General features: G+C 62.6%; 14 protein-coding genes. 9 read left to right on the forward strand and 5 right to left on the reverse strand.

Translation table 11 applies throughout. From position 1 onward, the window contains the following. Positions 1-51: 51 nt before the first annotated feature. Positions 52-1,626: an ABC transporter substrate-binding protein gene (locus tag BLQ92_RS28245; protein ID WP_090689475.1), complete on the reverse strand. Its 1,575-nt coding sequence runs from the start codon at positions 1,624-1,626 to the stop codon at positions 52-54. 539 nt (positions 1,627-2,165) lie between these two features. Beyond that, entirely contained in the window at positions 2,166-3,314 is a 1,149-nt protein-coding gene (locus tag BLQ92_RS28250) for a porin (RefSeq protein WP_090689478.1), read from the reverse strand. A gap of 828 nt (positions 3,315-4,142) precedes the next feature. Here BLQ92_RS28250 and BLQ92_RS28255 point away from each other — a divergent pair. The 3 genes from BLQ92_RS28255 (at position 4,143) to BLQ92_RS28265 (ending at position 8,281) form a co-directional block, all read left to right on the forward strand. Further along, positions 4,143-6,092 (forward strand): FUSC family protein, encoded by a 1,950-nt coding sequence (locus tag BLQ92_RS28255; RefSeq protein ID WP_090689481.1) that lies wholly within the window; start codon positions 4,143-4,145, stop codon positions 6,090-6,092. A gap of 322 nt (positions 6,093-6,414) precedes the next feature. After that, positions 6,415-7,488: a Dyp-type peroxidase gene (locus BLQ92_RS28260; RefSeq protein ID WP_175772943.1), complete on the forward strand. Its 1,074-nt coding sequence runs from the start codon at positions 6,415-6,417 to the stop codon at positions 7,486-7,488. Continuing rightward, positions 7,481-8,281: a family 1 encapsulin nanocompartment shell protein gene (locus BLQ92_RS28265; RefSeq protein ID WP_090689484.1), complete on the forward strand. Its 801-nt coding sequence runs from the start codon at positions 7,481-7,483 to the stop codon at positions 8,279-8,281. The genes BLQ92_RS28260 and BLQ92_RS28265 overlap by 8 nt, the downstream gene beginning before the upstream one ends. 309 nt (positions 8,282-8,590) lie before the next feature. Here the strand turns inward: BLQ92_RS28265 and BLQ92_RS28270 are convergent, their stop codons facing one another. Further along, positions 8,591-9,289: a DJ-1/PfpI family protein gene (locus BLQ92_RS28270; protein WP_090689487.1), complete on the reverse strand. Its 699-nt coding sequence runs from the start codon at positions 9,287-9,289 to the stop codon at positions 8,591-8,593. 85 nt (positions 9,290-9,374) lie between these two features. Between BLQ92_RS28270 and BLQ92_RS28275 the strand changes: the two genes are divergently transcribed. After that, positions 9,375-10,358, forward strand: a complete 984-nt coding sequence (locus tag BLQ92_RS28275) for a GlxA family transcriptional regulator (protein ID WP_090689490.1) — start codon at positions 9,375-9,377, stop codon at positions 10,356-10,358. Between the two features lie 11 nt (positions 10,359-10,369). Here BLQ92_RS28275 and BLQ92_RS28280 read toward each other — a convergent pair whose 3' ends face one another. After that, positions 10,370-10,816, reverse strand: a complete 447-nt coding sequence (locus BLQ92_RS28280) for a hypothetical protein (protein WP_090689492.1) — start codon at positions 10,814-10,816, stop codon at positions 10,370-10,372. A gap of 124 nt (positions 10,817-10,940) precedes the next feature. After that, positions 10,941-11,792 (reverse strand): FadR/GntR family transcriptional regulator, encoded by an 852-nt coding sequence (locus tag BLQ92_RS28285; RefSeq protein ID WP_090689495.1) that lies wholly within the window; start codon positions 11,790-11,792, stop codon positions 10,941-10,943. A gap of 243 nt (positions 11,793-12,035) precedes the next feature. Here BLQ92_RS28285 and BLQ92_RS28290 point away from each other — a divergent pair, with 243 nt between their 5' ends. The 5 genes from BLQ92_RS28290 to BLQ92_RS28310 all read left to right on the forward strand — a co-directional run bounded on the left by BLQ92_RS28290 (position 12,036) and on the right by BLQ92_RS28310 (position 16,698). After that, positions 12,036-13,244, forward strand: a complete 1,209-nt coding sequence (locus tag BLQ92_RS28290; RefSeq protein ID WP_090689498.1) for an ABC transporter substrate-binding protein — start codon at positions 12,036-12,038, stop codon at positions 13,242-13,244. 82 nt (positions 13,245-13,326) lie between these two features. Next, positions 13,327-14,187, forward strand: coding sequence for a branched-chain amino acid ABC transporter permease (locus BLQ92_RS28295; protein WP_090689501.1), 861 nt, complete (start codon positions 13,327-13,329; stop codon positions 14,185-14,187). Next, on the forward strand, positions 14,184-15,236 hold the full coding sequence (locus tag BLQ92_RS28300; RefSeq protein ID WP_090689504.1) for a branched-chain amino acid ABC transporter permease: 1,053 nt from the start codon (positions 14,184-14,186) through the stop codon (positions 15,234-15,236). The genes BLQ92_RS28295 and BLQ92_RS28300 overlap by 4 nt, the downstream gene beginning before the upstream one ends. Then, positions 15,233-16,000 (forward strand): ABC transporter ATP-binding protein, encoded by a 768-nt coding sequence (locus BLQ92_RS28305; RefSeq protein WP_090689507.1) that lies wholly within the window; start codon positions 15,233-15,235, stop codon positions 15,998-16,000. Before BLQ92_RS28300 ends, BLQ92_RS28305 begins: the two co-directional genes overlap by 4 nt. Then, positions 15,997-16,698 (forward strand): ABC transporter ATP-binding protein, encoded by a 702-nt coding sequence (locus BLQ92_RS28310; protein ID WP_090689509.1) that lies wholly within the window; start codon positions 15,997-15,999, stop codon positions 16,696-16,698. Before BLQ92_RS28305 ends, BLQ92_RS28310 begins: the two co-directional genes overlap by 4 nt. Positions 16,699-16,711 lie beyond the last annotated feature (13 nt).

The raw sequence follows: 16,711 nt of genomic DNA on the forward strand, positions 1-16,711 counted from the left end.
CAAGCCGGATTACCGGGTGACCGGCTAACCGGTCCGCAAGCGTCTAGCGGGTCAGGCTTCCCACCAGACGTTCTCGGCAAACGAAAAGCCCATCATCCCGCCGGTCGGAATCGAGCCGAGACCCTTGAGGCGCTTGTCGTAGCCGTCGAGCAGGCTGATGAACGACGGAATGCCGATACCGCCCTGGTTGCTGACGATGGTCTGCATATCAGCGTACATCTGCTTGCGCTTGGCTTCGTCGGTTTCGGCGCGTGCTGCCAGCAGCAACTGGTCGAATTGCGGATTCTTCCAGCCGGATTCGTTCCACGGGGCATCCGACTTGAAGAACTGGGTGAACAGCACGTCCGCGCTCGGCCGCGGGTTGATGCTGCCGAAGCCGAGCGGATGCTTCATCCAGTGGTTCGACCAGTAGCCGTCGGGCGGCACGCGGTTCACGGTCAGGTTGACACCGATCTTCTGCGCCGACAATTGCATCATCTCGGCCATTTCGATCGAACCGTTGGCGTCCGAGGTCGCGTAGATCGGCGGCAGCGTCAAACCGATAGCGCCGGCTTTCTGCAGATGGAACTTGGCCTTGTCCGGGTCGTACGGACGCTGCGGCAAGCCAGCGAAGTAGTAGCGGTGGCCCGGAGGAATCGGCTGATCGTTGCCGATCACCGCGTAACCGCGGAACACCGCCGTGCGGATCTGCTCGCGGTCGAACAGGTACTTCATGCCCTGCACGAAGTCCGGGTTGCCAGTGAGCGGATTGTCGCGCCGCATGATGAGGTCGGTGTAGAGACCCGATTTGGTCTCCTTGATCGCATAGCCAGGTGTCGACGCGACGCGCTGCGTGGCACGCGGATCGACCGCGCTGATCAGATGGACGTCGCCCGAGAGCAGCGCGTTCACGCGTGCCGAGTCGTCGCCGATGCCGATCAGCTCCACCTCATCGAGGTAGGGCTTGCCCGGACGCCAGTAGTTGTCGTTACGTGCGCCCACCGTGCTGACACCCGGCTTGAAGGTCTTCAGCTTGTACGGTCCGGTACCCACCGCCGTCGAAAAGTCCGTGGTGCCGTCCTTGATGATGACGAGCTGCGGCGTGGCGAGAATCGCCGGCAGGTCGGCGTTCGGCGTCGTCAAGGTAATCTGCACTTCGTCCGGACCGCTCGCCTTGACCTCGTCGAACTGGTCAGCCACCGACTTCACTTTCGAGGCCGTCGCCGGGTTCTTGTGACGCGTCAACGAGTACGCCACGTCGGCGGGCGTCAGCGGCTTGCCGTCATGGAAGGTCACGCCCTTGCGCAGCTTGAGGGTCCAGACCTTGGCATCGCTGGTGGTGAACGACTCGGCCAGCGCCGGCTGGGGTGTCAGGCTGCTGTCGAACTGCGTCAGCCCGCTATAGAACATGAAGAAGCGGATGTAATCGGCGCCTGTCGAGCCTTTGGCCGGATCAAGCGTGTCCGCGGTCGAACTGGAGTCATAGGCAGCCCGAATCTTGCCCCCCTTCTTCGGCGTGTCGGCAAAGGCGCTGGTGGCGCCTACCAGCATCCCGCCCGCGCCCGTGGCAAGCATGCCGCCCGCAGCCAATACACGCATCATGTCGCGGCGGCTGAAACCGGCTCGTTTGATTTCGTCGTCGTTCATGGACTCTGCTCCTGGGACCAAGGGAAGAATGAATACAGCTTGTATGAGGCTGCTTGCCCGTCAAGTCGCGAAACGTTGCGGGTTGAGTGAATTTAAGCACCGCAAAATTAACGGAATGTCCTGATTCGGCATCGCGCGCAAGCGAAACGAATCGTTTTGATGGCGCTTCACAGCATGAATTGCTGCGCGCGTTGCGGCATGCGGCTCTCAGGCCGGCGGGGCGGGCGTTGCGGGGATTGCACGGTACATGCAAGCGGGCCGCAGCTGATTGGGCGTCCATTCTGCGGCGCGTTGGCACGCCCGGGATGGCGGCTATCAGCCGTGAAGGGCAGAATTAAGCGTTTACTGCGGCGGGCGACGGCATGATATGCCGCGTTCGCCGACGGCTAGTTCGGGATGCCGGCGTTCAAACGGCCACCTCATCGCGGCCGCCCAAACAAAAAAAGCCCATCGCGTATCTCTCGATGCACGATGAGCCGACTAAAGGCATCACGTCACACACTTCGCGTCACGCAATGCCGCGTGGCGGAGCAAAAAACTTAGAACTGGTGACGCAGGGCGACACGAACGACGGTCTGGTTCGAGTTCGAAGACGGTGCGTCGGTACCGAGCACAAAACCACCGTCGAGAACAGAGTTCGTCTTGTCGCCGCCCACGTACTGGTACACGCCCTGGATGTAGACGTCGGTACGCTTCGAGAGGTTGTAGTCAGCCATCAGGCCCACTGTCTGAATCTTCGGTTTCACGTTGCCCGTCGAGGCATCGAAGTTTTCGAGCGTGTAGACGTACTCCGCGCCAACGTAGAACGCCGGGGTGATCTGGTATTTGCCGTTCACTTCGAAGTTCTGGAACTTCAGGGTATTGAGCGTCGCGCCCGTTACAAGGGGAGCCGTCGTGCTGATGTAGCCGTTCGCCGCCGGGTTCTTGTAGTTCGAGTTGGTGTACGCGAAGCCCACGGTGGCCGGGCCGAACGTGTAGTTGATACCGGCGCCGAAGACGCGCATGCGCTCGGCGATGAAGCTCGCGTCGTTGGTGGTGATCGCGCCGCTGGTGGTCACGCCAGGATTGTCAGCCTGCATATAGGCGGCTGCCACCAGCAGGCCACCGTTGGTGTATTGGCCGCCGAAGCTATAAGCACGGTCGTTGGCGAAGTTGGTGTCGTTACTGAACGCATAAGCACCGCCGAACTGGAAGCCGCCGATATTCGGGCTTGCGTACTTGACGGCATTGCCCAGACGGAACGAGTTGTCGGTGTTGTCGTTGTCGTACGGGTGGGCGAACAGATAGCCGGCCCAGTTGCCATTAGCCGTGGTTTGCGCAAGGTAGTCCACCACGGAGTCGTACTGGCGACCGAACGTGAGCGTGCCGTAGGTGTTGTCCGCGAGGCCAACGTACGCCTGACGGCCGAACATGCGGCCACCTTGACCCAGTTTGCCGGTGTTCACGTCAAAGCCGTTTTCCAACTGGAAGATCGCCTTCAGGCCGCCGCCCAGATCTTCCGTACCCTTGAGCCCCCAACGGCTGCCCTGTGCATAGCCGCTCTCCATCTCGTACGCGGCGTTACCGCCTACATTGCTCGTGTAGTTGAAACCTTCGTCGATCACGCCATACAACGTGACACTGCTTTGAGCGAATACAGGGGCGGCAAATGCTGCGGATACAGCCAGTGCAATGACTTGCTTTTTCATTACGATCTCCGGGCTCTTGAATATTTAAACGACGCGTTTTTCGAACTGCCATTGCGGGACAACGGCAAACCTGGTTGGCAGTTGCGGGGTCGGCAACACACAACGCGGGACGGATGCTTGCATGCCGATAACGGGTCGTCTATCCGGACAAGACGCGAAGCGAATAAAACGTTGTGAAATACCAACCGGAAGCGATGCAATCCTCAGGATTGACTTTGCTATGAGACCTTGAATGAAGTCATTTCCGCGCTTTGCCACCCTTTCTGCGAGGTCTTGATTTTCCATGCAGTGAGCGTGCTTCACGCTTTCGCAATGCACAAAATCAAGGTCACAAAATAATCCGCCTTCGCTTAATGATCGATCATATAAATTTACTAAGGATGGCGTATTAACTGCCGTTTTATAACGAGTGGATTTTGTTTTGGCGATCTCGTTCGGCAGGCTGCGGCATCCTCTGCACGCCAGCGCATCGACATCGTTTTCGAGGCCGCCAGCTCAGTCCGAAACCGCGCCCGCCGGTTCGCGCCGCCAGTGCCGCCTTTCAAAATGCCTTCATCCGGCGCCAGAAATTTGTCTCGCTTTGCTAGACACAGCCAATTTTGAGCAGATATGATCCGGGAAAACCCGAACATGCCGCCGCTCCGCAGAGTCTTTTCCCTGCGGCCGATGCGGTCATGCGCGGGCCGTCGTTTGTCGTCGAAAGGACGGTTAGCCGGTGATCCCGGTTAACCGCCCATTTCGTCGGCTTGAAGCAAGCGGGTCTCACCCCCGCTCTGTCGCAGTCGGCCACAAGCCGGACTCGACCTCTTAGCCTGGATATCATCGATCATGATTGTTGTCGCGTTTTCACGCGTCGCCGGCCGCCTGCTGGTTGCAGACCCGGGACTCGTACGCCTCCAGACCGCGCTGCGCGCCGCGCTTGCCTGCCTGTTAAGCGGCATCGCCTGCGTAGCGTGGACGACCGGTCACCATCTGCCGATCACCCTGGCCGCCCTGGGCGTCCTGTTCAGCATGATTGCCCCGCTGTTCGTGCGCGATGCGCGCCGTGGCGCGTGGTTCACCACCCTGCTCTACCTCTATCTGTGTGGTTGCGCGAATTTCGCCGTTGCCGCGGCACTGAGCCGCTACCCGCTGGCGGGCGACGCCGGCTTCCTGCTCGTCATGTTTAGCGGCATGCTCTGCCAGGCGTGCGGCCCACGCGCGCTCGGCTGCGCGATGATCGGCGTCGTCACCTTTTATCTCGGGCTGTATCTGCACCCAACGGCGCTCGAGGTCGGGCAATCGATCGCCTTATCGGTTGCCGGCCCCGCGATGGTGGCGCTGGTCGGGCGCGTGCTCGTCCCCATGCAGGCAGCGCGGACCTTGCGACTGGCCGTGCATACCGTCACGCTGCGCGCCGAGCGGGTGCTGGCTGCCGCGCGCACTGCACAGACACCAGGCATGCTCACTGCCGCACGCGTCTCCGAGCTGAACGAGGCCGCGCTGGCGCTCGAAGAACAGCTTGCGCTGCTCAATCCGCCCGATGCGGCCATGCTTCGCGAACGGCTTGTCGAACTGGAAGTGGCGGCCGGCCACAACAGCTTTGACACCGCTTCGCTCACGGCCGGGCATGACCCGCTGCGCCACGCCATCGACCGGCTCAAGGAGGCCGCCCGGCGACAACGCGCCACGCCGGCGCCGCCGGTAGTGCGCGGCACGAGAAGCGCCGCTACATGGTTCGGCGAGATCCGCGCCAGGTTGGCGTGGCTGCCGGCGGCACGCGCCACCACTGCGGCGTTGCTGGCCATGGTGATCGGCCATTCGCTGTCACCGGAACGCTGGTTCTGGGCGGTGATTACGACCTTCGTCGTGTTTCTCGGCACGCGCTCACGCGCCGACACCGTCTACCGCGGCGCGCAACGGCTTGCTGGCACGTTCGCGGGGGCGCTTGCGAGCGTGCTGCTGGCATTGTCGCTGCACGACGCGCCAATGTTGATGGCCGCGGCGATGGTGCTGTGCGTATTTGGCTGGGCGTACTACATCCTGAATGCCTACGCGCCCGGCGTGTTCTTTATCACCGTGCTGGTCGGCCTCGTTTATGGACAACTCGGCTTTGCGATGGGGCCGCTAGTCGAACTGCGTATCGAGGAGGTACTGGTGGGCTGCATCGTCTCGTTTGCCGTCGCGATCCTGATGATGCCGCTGGCAGCCACACGCCACGTCGAAGCGCGGCTCGCAGCCGTGCTCGCAGCGCTCAGGCAGGTGGTGCGGCTCGCAACCGCAACCGATGCGCCAGCAGACACCGCGGCAGCAAGCGCGGCGATGCGTGCGCTCGATCGTAGCTGGCACGACCTGCGCGTCGCCTTGCGGCCGTTGCAAACCCAGCGGGTCTTTGTATGGAATCCGGGTGTCGAGCTCGCGACCGGCTCGTTGCTCAGTTGCCTGCACTGGGCGCGCGTGCTGAGCCGCCCCAATGAAACTGCGCTTGCTGTCGGGGACGCTAGCGATCCGGCCTCGCAGGCTGCGAGCGTGGTGCATGCCACGTCGATTCTCGCGCGGCTCGATGCCATGATTGCCCGCTATCAGACGAGCGCTCCCGTATCGGCTGCGGGCGAACAGGTCGGACAGCCAACCAAAGACGCTCGATACGCGCCGGGCATGATGCCAGGCGATCCCGGCCATGCCCAGACTCTCGCGCAACTGGATGGCGCTGTGGCCCAGCTTGCCGAGCGTCTCGCCCATCCTAACGCCTGCATGCACAAACGCTTGAACTGGGCTCTGCGCACAAGGAACGCTTAAGACCTCCCGATGCCGATACTTCATATCGCCCCAACGGCCGTTGGGCAATATGTATAACGCAACACGCCACCGTTAGAATCGGACTGGGGAACCGGCAGCAAAGCCCTCAGTCCGCGCCGATTCAAACGGAGCATTCAATCCGTTTCGCCAAACCCGTGCGAGTGCCCCCGGCAAATTCCCCGTACATCTGTGGCGCATACGGATTCGACGCAGCAAAACCCACTCCCTGCTACGCTTGTCATTCTCCGCCCCTTTGGGTGTTATATCCTGTGGTCCAGCGTCCCGTGGCCCTCCCACTTCCCTGCCCTAAAAGGCCGAAGCGATGTCCGACATCCCGATCCCCGCTGCTGTCACCCCCGAACCTCAAGACGTCTCCACCCAAGTGAGGCGCAGTGCGATCTTCCTCGTCGCCACCGTCAACCCGGACCCGGCAAGTCATGAAACCGTCCGCGCATGGTGCGCCGATATCGCCGCACTGGTGCGAGCGGTCGGCAAGCGCGTGCCGGCCGGCGGCCTCTCTTGCGTCTGTGCGTTCAGCTCGGATGCCTGGGACACCCTGTTCGGCGCGCCGCGCCCCGCCGGCCTCCACCCGTTCCGCGAATTCGGCTCGGGCGAGCGCGTCGCGGTGGCGACGCCCGGCGACATCCTGCTGCACATTCGCGCCGACCACATGGATCTGTGCTTCGAACTGGCCACGCAACTGATGAACCGGATCGGCACGGCCGTGACCACCGTCGATGAAGTCCACGGCTTTCGCTTTTTCGATCAGCGCAGCATTATCGGCTTCGTCGACGGCACCGAGAACCCGACCGGTAACGAGGCCCTCACGTTTACCGTGGTCGGCGAAGAGGACCCGGAGTTTGCCGGCGGCAGCTATGTGCTCGTGCAAAAGTACCTGCACAACATGACCGCCTGGAATGCGCTCACGGTCGAAGCGCAGGAGCGTGTGATCGGCCGCACCAAACTCGCCGATATCGAACTCGACGAGGCCGTTAAGCCCACCTGCTCGCACAGCTCGCTCACGACACTCGAAGAGAACGGCCAGGAGATCAAGATTCTGCGCGACAACATGCCGTTCGGCCGGCCAGGTTCCGCCGAGTTCGGCACGTTCTTTATCGGCTATGCGCGCTCACCGGCACCGATCGAACAGATGCTCGAAAACATGTTTGTCGGCCGCCCGCCCGGCAACTACGACCGGCTGCTCGATTTCAGCCGCGCGGTCACCGGCGGCCTATTCTTTGTGCCGTCTGAGACGCTGCTCGAAGCGCTGGCCGAGCGCAGCCCCGCCGTGGCAGCGAACGCATCCGGCGCCGCCGAATCCCTACCGTCTGCCGAGCCCGTCAGCGATGGTTCGCTGAAAATCGGCTCTCTCAAAGGAGCACCTAAGTATGAATAATCTGCATCGCGAGCTCGCCCCCATCTCTGCGGCCGCCTGGTCGGAAATCGAGGAGGAAGTCGCGCGCACCTTCAAGCGCTCCGTGGCCGGACGCCGCGTGGTCGATCTGAAGGGTCCCGGCGGCGCCAGTCTGAGCGCAGTTGGTACCGGCCATCAATCAGCCATCGCCGCGCCGCAGGACGGCGTCAGCGCCCGCCAGCGCGAAGTGAAAGCGCTGGTGGAACTGCGCGTGCCGTTCGAATTGCAACGCGACGCCATCGACGACGTGGAGCGCGGCGCGCTCGACTCCGACTGGCAGCCCGCCAAAGATGCCGCGCAACAACTGGCCTACGCGGAAGACCGGGCGATTTTCGATGGCTACAAGGCGGCCGGCATCGTCGGCATCCGCGAAGGTTCGTCGAACCCCACGCTGCCCTTGCCGGCGAATGTCAGCGATTATCCGGCCGTAATCGCGAAGGCGCTCGAGCAGTTGCGTCTTGCCGGCGTAGACGGCCCGTACTCGGTCCTGCTGGGTGCGGATGCCTACACCGCCGTTAGCGAGGCGAGCGATCAGGGTTACCCGGTGCTCGAACATCTCAAGCGGCTGGTGAACGGCGAGATTATCTGGGCGCCGGCTATCGACGGCGGCAGTGTGCTGTCCACCCGTGGTGGCGACTTCGACCTGCATATCGGCCAGGACTTGTCGATCGGCTATCTGAGCCATACGGATCAGGTGGTGCGGCTGTACTTGCAGGAGACGCTGACCTTCCTGTTGCTGACGAGCGAAGCGTCGGTGGCGGTGCTGCCGGAATAAGCGAATCGTCTGCGGCTAAAGTTCTCCACAGAAATTGTCCATAAGCTTGTGGATATCCTGCGGACTGCTAGCTCAAGTGCTTGATCGGGCTGGACTTGTTGGACTTGCGTCAGACGCCTTGTGCCCGACCCGCGACGGTTATCAACAGAAATTGTTCGCAAGGCTGTGGATAACATTAGGGCAAGCGCGCCAAGCCATTGATGCAATGGGGTTCTGGCGCGCTGCTTCAGGGATGCGATTTTTGGTGTGCGGCTAAGCCGGCCCTCCGAAGGTCCAGGCGGTCCCTCTTCAAGTCTTTAAGGCCAGTGATTAGCGCGGTCCCACGCGCCGATACTCGGCGGCCACCTTCTCAGTCACCGGACGACGCAATGGCAGCGTCTGCGCGTTGCGCGCCAATACCCGTTCGAGCACTTCGGCCGGAGCCGTCTCGGGACGTCCCGCATCGAAAGGCGGCTGCGGTGCGTACTCGAGGCCAAGCTGCACCGACTGCGCGGTGAAATCGTCGGTCAACTCGGCAACGAGCGTCAGCGCGAAATCGATCCCCGCCGTCACCCCGCCGCCCGTGATCACGTTGCCGTCCCGAACGACCCGTCCATCATCGGCAATGGCGCCGAACAACGGCAGCATGTCGCGCCATGCCCAATGGCACGTCGCGCGCTTGCCCTCGAGCAAACCCGCCGCGCCGAGTATCAGCGAGCCGGTACATACCGACGTGATGTAGCGCGCCTCGAGCGCCAGACGCCGGACGTGATGCATGAAGAGGTCGTCGAGCATCGCGTCGGTCACGCCACCTCCGCCGGGGACACACACCACGTCACAACGCTCGATCGCTTCGAGGGGCGCAAGGTCCGCAAATGTCAGCCCGTCCGCGCGTACGGGCCTGCCGCCGACCGATGCCACCGTGACGCTTATGCCCGGCGTGCGCGCCAGCACCTGCTGCGGGCCGGTGAAGTCCAGGTGAGTGACGCCTGGGTAAATGGGAAACACAACTGTGAATGGCTGAGTCATCGAGCAGTTCTCCGTGGGATTGACGAAACCCAGTCTAGCGGCTCAGACTCGCGTCTGAAATGACATTGATCCCATGATTACTGACATGACGCGCGTCATCGCTATTCCGCTCTTTCCAAAGTTCCAGTTGCTCGATATGAGCGGCCCAGTCACCGCGTTCGATTACGCCGGATCGATCGTTCCTGACGCCTATCGCATCAAGCTTGTCTCGGCCCAGGGCGGCGCGGTTGTGAGTTCGAGCGGCGTGAGCGTCGCGACCGAACGGCCGGGCAAGGAAGCGCCGGACACGCTGCTGGTTCCAGGTGGTCTGGGCGTGCATGCCTATGCGGCCTCAGAGGAAGGATTGGCGCTGGTGCGCAGCCTGGCGGCGCAGGCACGGCGCACCGCAAGCGTGTGCACTGGCGCCTTCCTGCTGGCGGCCGCAGGTTTGCTGGAGCGGCGCCGTGTGACGACGCACTGGCGGCACACGGCGCGTTTGCAGGCGGCCTATCCGGCTTTACGGGTCGATCCAGACAAGATTTTTATCGCGGACGGCCCGGTGTGGAGTTCAGCCGGCGTGAGCGCCGGCATCGATCTGGCGCTTGCAATGATCGACGAAGACCTGGGCCTCGAAGTCTCGCGCACCATAGCGCGCGACATGGTGGTCTATCATCGCCGCCCCGGCGGGCAGACGCAGTTCTCTGCGCTGCTCGAGCTCGAACCCGCGTCCGACCGCATCCGCGACGTCTTGCGCTTTGCCCGCGAGCATCTGCGGGAATCGCTGCCGGTCGAGCGGCTCGCGGAGGTCGCACGGCTCAGTCCGCGGCAATTTGCGCGCGCCTTTCTGGCGGAAACCGGACAGACCCCGGCGAAAGCAGTCGAGCGCTTGCGCGCCGAGGTGGCGCGCCCGGCCGTTGAAGACAGCAAGACGCAACTCGAATGCATTGCGCGCGAGGTCGGTTTTGGCGATCCGGAGCGGATGCGGCAGGCTTTTATCCGCGCGTTCGGCCAACCGCCGCAAGCGTTGCGGCGCGCGGCGCAGGCGCAGTTACACGCCCCAGCACAGTACATTGATCAGGATGCCGACTGAATTCTAACCGCTTACTTGCCGCTAACCACCAGCTTTAGCTTGGTTGGACCGGCCGTGGTTGCGGTGATCTGCGTGCGCTGGTCACGCGCACCAAGGTAGAAATGCTGGCGCGCCGGCGAGTTCTGGTCGTGGGTTGCATCGGGCAAACATGAGGCGATATCCGCCGCGACCGACTGCAACGCATCGGCGCTCGATCCCGCATCGTGATGCGGCGTCCACAGGCACTGATAGCTGTCATGGCTGGCGCTGCATTGCGCGTCGTCGCCGTACGGCTGTGCGACACCGTTCACGTCCGCCTGGCTCAGGCCGGTAAAGCCGCCCGGCGCCGCGGCCACGATTCGTTTGAGGGCTGCGCAGGGCGACGGGGCGTCGTCGGCCGTCGCGATGGCCGGCAACAAGGCAGCCACTAGCGCTGTCGCGAAGGCCATACGCAGCATAGGGCGATGAATGGGTTTCATTGGCGTGGTTCCTTCGGGAAGATCGTTCAGGTGACTGCGGGCTAAGCGCAGCCTTTCGCTTCCTCTGTACCAGCACAATTCATGCCGCGTGGGCCGACAACCACGCCGTTACGCACCCGTGCCGTCACTCCTCCGAAGCGTCGCCATCCTCCACAGGCGCCGCGCTGCGCGTACGCAGCCTTTTGCGAATTTCCGAATCCAGAATCAACCGTCCGCGCAACTTGCCCTTCATCCGCTTCACGTAACGCGGAGCCTCGGTCATATGAATCACCATCAACTCGCGCACCTTCTCGACATCCCGCGCACGCGCCGCTTTGGTGATCGCCTTGTGGATCTTCACGTTGGCCTCGCCGAAGCGCTCATGTTCGGACTGCGGCGTATCGTTACGAAACTCGATCAACTGACGGATCATCTCGTTGATCAACTCACAGCTAAAGCGCAGGAACGGATTCGGATTCGCGGCCGCGAGGATGTCGTGGAAATTGACGTCCTCCTGACGTTGCTTGACGATATCGCCGCTACCGTGTGCCGAAGCCGGTTTATCGCAACACGCAATGCTTGCCTCGAGCGCGGCAAAATCCTGCTCGGTCAGATGCGGCACCGCGCCTGCCGCCAGTTCCGGTTCGAGCAACTGGCGCACGGTATAGATGTCGTCGATCGACACATCTTTGAAGAACAGATAGTTCTGCATCAACTGTAGCGTGCGGGCGAGCGGCACCTCGACCACCATGCCGCCGCCGTTCGGCCCGGTCGTCACCTTGATGAGGCCCTGCACCTCCAGCGACTTAAGCGCTTCACGAATCGTGCTCTTGCTCACTGAAAACAGCGCCTGCAATTCGACCTCGCGCGGCAGACGGTCGCCCGGCTTCAGGTCTTTCTCGGTGATGAGCCGCTTGATCTCTTCGGCGACCAGATCGGGACGCTTCTGCTGCTTGATTTCAATCGCGACGCCGCCCTTGGCTCGATCCATGACCATCTTTCTTGCTCCTCATAAGAACGCTCACGGTCAACCCGCAGCGGCCACCGGCGGGTAGCCGGCTCGCTACGGCGCGGGAATTTTGCCTTATTGACACCCGAATTTATTGTACCTAGCATCGGGATCATTCTATTTATCATGATAAATAGATCCCTGTCGGCGTGGTCAAAAAAGACCGTGCGGCGGCCAGCCAGGTTTCGCAGTCGGTTGCAAGCGTGTCTCTTTCTCACAAGGAGCGTCATTTTGAATCGCCGAAATATGTTGAAGCTGGCCGCTCTGTCGGCCGTCCCGGGAACGCTCGGCTCGCTGGTCGCGCGCAGCGCGTTTGCCCAAGGCGCGCCGCTCCAGTTCGCTTGCCCCGTGCCGATGTCGGGCGCCTTCGCCGCCAACGGCAAATACGCCGATCTCGGCATGAAGCTCGCCATCGAGCAGTACGGCAAAGTGCTCGGTGAACCGCTTTCCTACACCGTGCTCGACACGGAAGGAAAGCCGGCCACCGCGGTGCGCCGTGTCCAGGAAGTGGCGCAACAGAAGAACGTGCGCTATTTCGCGGGCGGTATTTTGTCGTCCGAAGCGTTGGCGATGGGCAACGAGGTCGAGAAGGATGGCGGCGTCTTCATCACCACTGCGGGGGCCGATGAAATCACCGGCAAGGACTGCAACAGCGCCACGTTCCGCTGGTCGGTGCCGACCTTCGGCGCGATCGACCAGACCGTGCGCCCTCTGATCCAGATGCTGCCCAAAGCCAAGCGCTGGTACACCATTACGCCGCAATACGTATTCGGCGACGGTTTGCTGTCGGCGGCCAAGGCGGTGTTCCAGGAGAAAGGCATCGAGCACGTGGGCAACAGCTATCACTCGCTCAACGAGAAGGAGTTCAGCGGCTATTTGACCAACGCCGTAGCCGCCAAGCCCGACGTGCTGCTGATCCTCAACTTCGGCTCGCAGTCCTCGGATACGCTGCGTCAGGCCGTCAGCTTCGGCATGAAGAACAACTGCACGATCCTGATTGCGTGGGCCTCCGGTCTCGAACAATTCCAGGCACTCGGCGCCGATCTTTGCGAAGGGGTGTACTTCGGCGCGCAGTACTGGCACGGCATCGACTCGCCGCTCAATCACGATCTGGTTGCACGCGCAAATGCGGCGTTCAAGGAGAACCCCAACTACAGTCTGGCGGGCTCCTACATCTGCACGAAGATCCTGCTCGACGGCATCGTCAAGGCGGGCTCGGCCGATCCGAAGAAAGTGGTCGCCGCGCTCGAAGGCATGAAATACGCGGGCCTGACGGGGCCGGAAGAAGTGCGCAAAGGCGACCATCAGGTCATCAAGAATTACTATTTGCTCAAGGGTAAGGCGAAGGCCAAGATGAAGAACGCCGACGACTTCGCCGACATCGTCAGCTCCGGCCAGTCGTTCCTGCCAGTCGACAAAACCGGCTGCAAGCTGGCCTGACAGGCTGCACGTCAGCGCAGCGCAGCCCAGCCCAGCGCAGCCCAGCGCACCGCCCGCGCCGGAACCTTCAGCGACGAACGCCATGAACGTCTATCTCCTGCAAATCGTCAACGGCATCGGAGTGGGAATGTTGTATTTCCTGCTCGCGGTGGGCTTGTCGATCGTCTTCGGCCTGCTGCGCTTCGTCAACTTTGCGCACGGGGCGTTCTATCTGCTCGGCGCGTACTTCTGTTATCAGGCGCTGCAGTGGTCGATGAATTTCTGGACCGCGCTCGTTATCGTGCCGATTGTGGTTGGCGCACTCGCGTGGGTGGTGGAGAAACTGATCCTGCGGCATGTCTATGAGCAGCAGCACGAGTTCCACATTCTCGTGACGGTGGGCCTCGCGCTGGTACTGCAGGAATGCGCGATCCTGATCTGGGGGCCGCTCGGCAGCAACGTGCCGGTGCCTGATTCGCTGAACGGCGTCGTGATCTGGGGCAGCTTCGTGTATCCAAAGTACCGGCTGTTCGTGATCGGTTTCACCGCCGTGCTGGCCGCCTTGTTGTGGTGGGTGCTGGAAGGCACGCGCCTTGGCAGCGCGGTGCGGGCCGGCAGCGAATCGACCGAGATGGTCTCCTTGCTCGGTATCAACGTGCTGCGCGTGTTCAGCCTGGTGTTTGCACTGGGCGCCGCTACCGCAGCGCTGGCCGGTGTGCTCGCGGCGCCGATCCGCGGGGTCGATCCGTTCATGGGCATCGAGGCGCTCAGCGTCGCCTTCGTGGTGGTGGTCGTCGGTGGTCTCGGTAACTTTCTGGGTGCGCTGGTCGGCGGACTGCTGGTCGGCATCGTGCAAAGCGTGATGAGCACACTGTGGCCCGAAGGTGCGCGCCTCATGATTTACGTGGCAATGGCCGCCGTGCTGCTGTTGCGCCCGAACGGACTGCTCGGGAGAGCCGCATGATCGACACATCGAAGACGCTCGCGACGGATGACGCGTCGGCTCAGGCCCCGTCAAAGCGCACGCTCAGACAAGCGCTGCATCGTTATCGCTTCATGCTGCTGGCGCTGCTCGTGGTCTGCGTGTTGCCGCTCACCTTGCGCTCCGGCTCGCTCGCCACGGAGGTGCTGGTGTACGCGCTCGCCGCGCTCGGCTGCAACCTTTTGCTAGGCTTTACCGGCCTGCTTTCGTTTGGCCAGGGGATTTTCTTCGGGCTTGGCAGCTATAGCGCCGGCATCATGCTCACCCGGCTCGACGGCGCGCCGGTATCGTTGGCATTGCTGGCGGCGATCGTCGTTGGCGCCGCAGCGGCCGCCCTCGTGGGATGGTTCTCGATCCGCCAGCGCGGCACCTACTTCGTGATGCTCACGCTCGCCTTCGGGCAGATGTTCTACTTTCTCGCCTACACGACGACCAATCTCACCGGCGGCGACGACGGCCTGCTCGGCATCCCGCGCCCCGCCCTCTCGTTGTTCGGCAAGTCGCTGGTGCCGCTTGCGTCGCCTTGGCAATTCTATGGCTTCGTCGCGGCGCTGTTTCTGCTCGCGTTCTGGCTGTTGATGCGCGTGTCGCACTCGGTCTTCGGCCGCACGCTGCTGGCGATTCGCGACAACGAAGCACGCGCCGCCGCAGTCGGTTACGACGTCAAGCGTTTCAAGCTAATGGCATTCGTGATCTCGGGTGCGGTGACCGGGCTTGCCGGCGCACTGCACGCGCTGATGACGGGCATCGCGCCTTTGTCGAATATCGATTACCACACGAGTGAGATGATTCTTGTGATGACGGTGATCGGCGGCACCGGCAATCTGTTTGCCTCGGTGCTCGGTGCGGCCTTCTATGTGCTGTTCGCCGACTGGCTCTCGACCTTGTGGCCGCGCTGGCTGCTGCTGCTCGGACTGGTGCTGATCGCGGTGAGCCTCTTCATGCAGCGCGGTCTGTGGGGTCTCGGCGAGCGCATCTGGCAAGCGGTACGCCGCGAGACTCAGGCGGATTCCAGCGAGGAGCACGCATGAGCGAAGCCATCCTGCAGGCAAGCGGTATCGTAAAGCGCTATGGCAAGTTCACCGCGCTCTCCGAGGTCGATCTGCGTATTTTGCCGCGCACCGTGCATTCGGTGATCGGACCGAACGGCGCCGGCAAGACGACGCTGTTTCATGTCCTCACCGGCACCTTGCCGATCACCGCGGGCAAGATCGTGTTCGACGGTCACGACGTGACGCATGAGCCCGATCACAAGCGCGTGCGCCGTGGCGTCGCACGCTCGTTCCAGGTGACGAGTCTGTTTGCCAATCTCAGCGTGCGCGAGAACCTGCGGCTTGCCGCGCAAGGTGTGGATGCCCGGCGCGCGCTCAATGCCTGGACGCCGCCGCTCGGCCCGCTCGCGCACGCCGATGTGGTGGACAGTGTGCTGGAGCGGCTGGCGCTACAGCGCTTTGCCGGCACCGTTGCGGGCGCGCTGTCGCACGGCCAGCAGCGGCGTCTCGAAGTCGGCATGGCGCTCGCCGCGCGCCCCAAGGCGATCTTCCTCGACGAGCCGACCTCGGGCATGGGCATCGACGATCTCGACGACATGAAACAGTTGATTCGCGGCCTGCGCGACGACTATACGGTGGTGCTGATCGAGCACAACATGGGCATCGTGATGGATATCTCCGACACCATCACCGTTATGCAGCAGGGCCGCGTGCTGGTGGAAGGCCGCCCCGACGAGATTCGCGGCGACGAACGGGTGAGGAGTGCTTATCTCGGCAACATGATCACGGGAGGCCGCGCATGATCCTCGACGTCCAGCAGATTCATGGCTTTTACGGCAAGAGCCACATCCTGCAAGGGGTGACGCTACGCATAGACGAAGGCGAGACCATTACGCTGCTGGGCCGCAACGGCGCAGGCAAGTCGACCACGCTCAAGAGCATCGCCGGGGTGGTGACGCCGCAGCTCGGCACGGTGACCTTTAAGGGCGAGCCGATCCACAAGCTCGCGCCGCATCGGATCGCCTCGCGCGGGGTGTGCTTCGTGCCCGAGCATCGCGGTATTTTCCGGTTGCTGTCGGTCGAAGAAAATTTGCGGCTCGGCGCCCGCAAGGATTCGCCATGGCAACTCGACGACATCTACCGCATCTTCCCGCGCCTGAAGGAACGGCGCACGAATGGCGGCGCGCAACTGTCCGGGGGCGAGCAGCAGATGCTCGCGATTGGCCGCGCGTTGATGAACCATCCGCGTCTGCTGATGCTCGATGAACCGGTGGAGGGGCTCGCGCCCGTGATCGTGGAAGAGATCGTTGCGCAGTTGAAGCTGATCAAGCAAGCGGGTGTCGCAATCCTGTTGGTTGAGCAGAACCTCGAGGTATGTTCGCAACTCGCGGACCGGCACTACATTATCGAGCAAGGAGTGATCGTGTACGAAGGCGATAACGCCGCGTTTATCGCCGACGAATCGATCAAGGACCGCTATCTGGGCGTGGGTGTCGTCTGAAGGCCGCGCCGTT

It is taken from the genome of Paraburkholderia phenazinium (assembly GCF_900100735.1).
Lineage (GTDB): Bacteria > Pseudomonadota > Gammaproteobacteria > Burkholderiales > Burkholderiaceae > Paraburkholderia > Paraburkholderia phenazinia.

What these genes read in the sequence shown, in the direction of transcription:
- BLQ92_RS28245 (WP_090689475.1), bottom strand. Translation starts at nt 1,626, where the DNA reads ATGAACGACGACGAAATCAAACGAGCCGGTTTCAGCCGCCGCGACATG.
- BLQ92_RS28250 (WP_090689478.1), bottom strand. Translation starts at nt 3,314, where the DNA reads ATGAAAAAGCAAGTCATTGCACTGGCTGTATCCGCAGCATTTGCCGCC.
- BLQ92_RS28255 (WP_090689481.1), top strand. Translation starts at nt 4,143, where the DNA reads ATGATTGTTGTCGCGTTTTCACGCGTCGCCGGCCGCCTGCTGGTTGCA.
- BLQ92_RS28260 (WP_175772943.1), top strand. Translation starts at nt 6,415, where the DNA reads ATGTCCGACATCCCGATCCCCGCTGCTGTCACCCCCGAACCTCAAGAC.
- BLQ92_RS28265 (WP_090689484.1), top strand. Translation starts at nt 7,481, where the DNA reads ATGAATAATCTGCATCGCGAGCTCGCCCCCATCTCTGCGGCCGCCTGG.
- BLQ92_RS28270 (WP_090689487.1), bottom strand. Translation starts at nt 9,289, where the DNA reads ATGACTCAGCCATTCACAGTTGTGTTTCCCATTTACCCAGGCGTCACT.
- BLQ92_RS28275 (WP_090689490.1), top strand. Translation starts at nt 9,375, where the DNA reads ATGACGCGCGTCATCGCTATTCCGCTCTTTCCAAAGTTCCAGTTGCTC.
- BLQ92_RS28280 (WP_090689492.1), bottom strand. Translation starts at nt 10,816, where the DNA reads ATGAAACCCATTCATCGCCCTATGCTGCGTATGGCCTTCGCGACAGCG.
- BLQ92_RS28285 (WP_090689495.1), bottom strand. Translation starts at nt 11,792, where the DNA reads ATGGTCATGGATCGAGCCAAGGGCGGCGTCGCGATTGAAATCAAGCAG.
- BLQ92_RS28295 (WP_090689501.1), top strand. Translation starts at nt 13,327, where the DNA reads ATGAACGTCTATCTCCTGCAAATCGTCAACGGCATCGGAGTGGGAATG.
- BLQ92_RS28300 (WP_090689504.1), top strand. Translation starts at nt 14,184, where the DNA reads ATGATCGACACATCGAAGACGCTCGCGACGGATGACGCGTCGGCTCAG.
- BLQ92_RS28305 (WP_090689507.1), top strand. Translation starts at nt 15,233, where the DNA reads ATGAGCGAAGCCATCCTGCAGGCAAGCGGTATCGTAAAGCGCTATGGC.
- BLQ92_RS28310 (WP_090689509.1), top strand. Translation starts at nt 15,997, where the DNA reads ATGATCCTCGACGTCCAGCAGATTCATGGCTTTTACGGCAAGAGCCAC.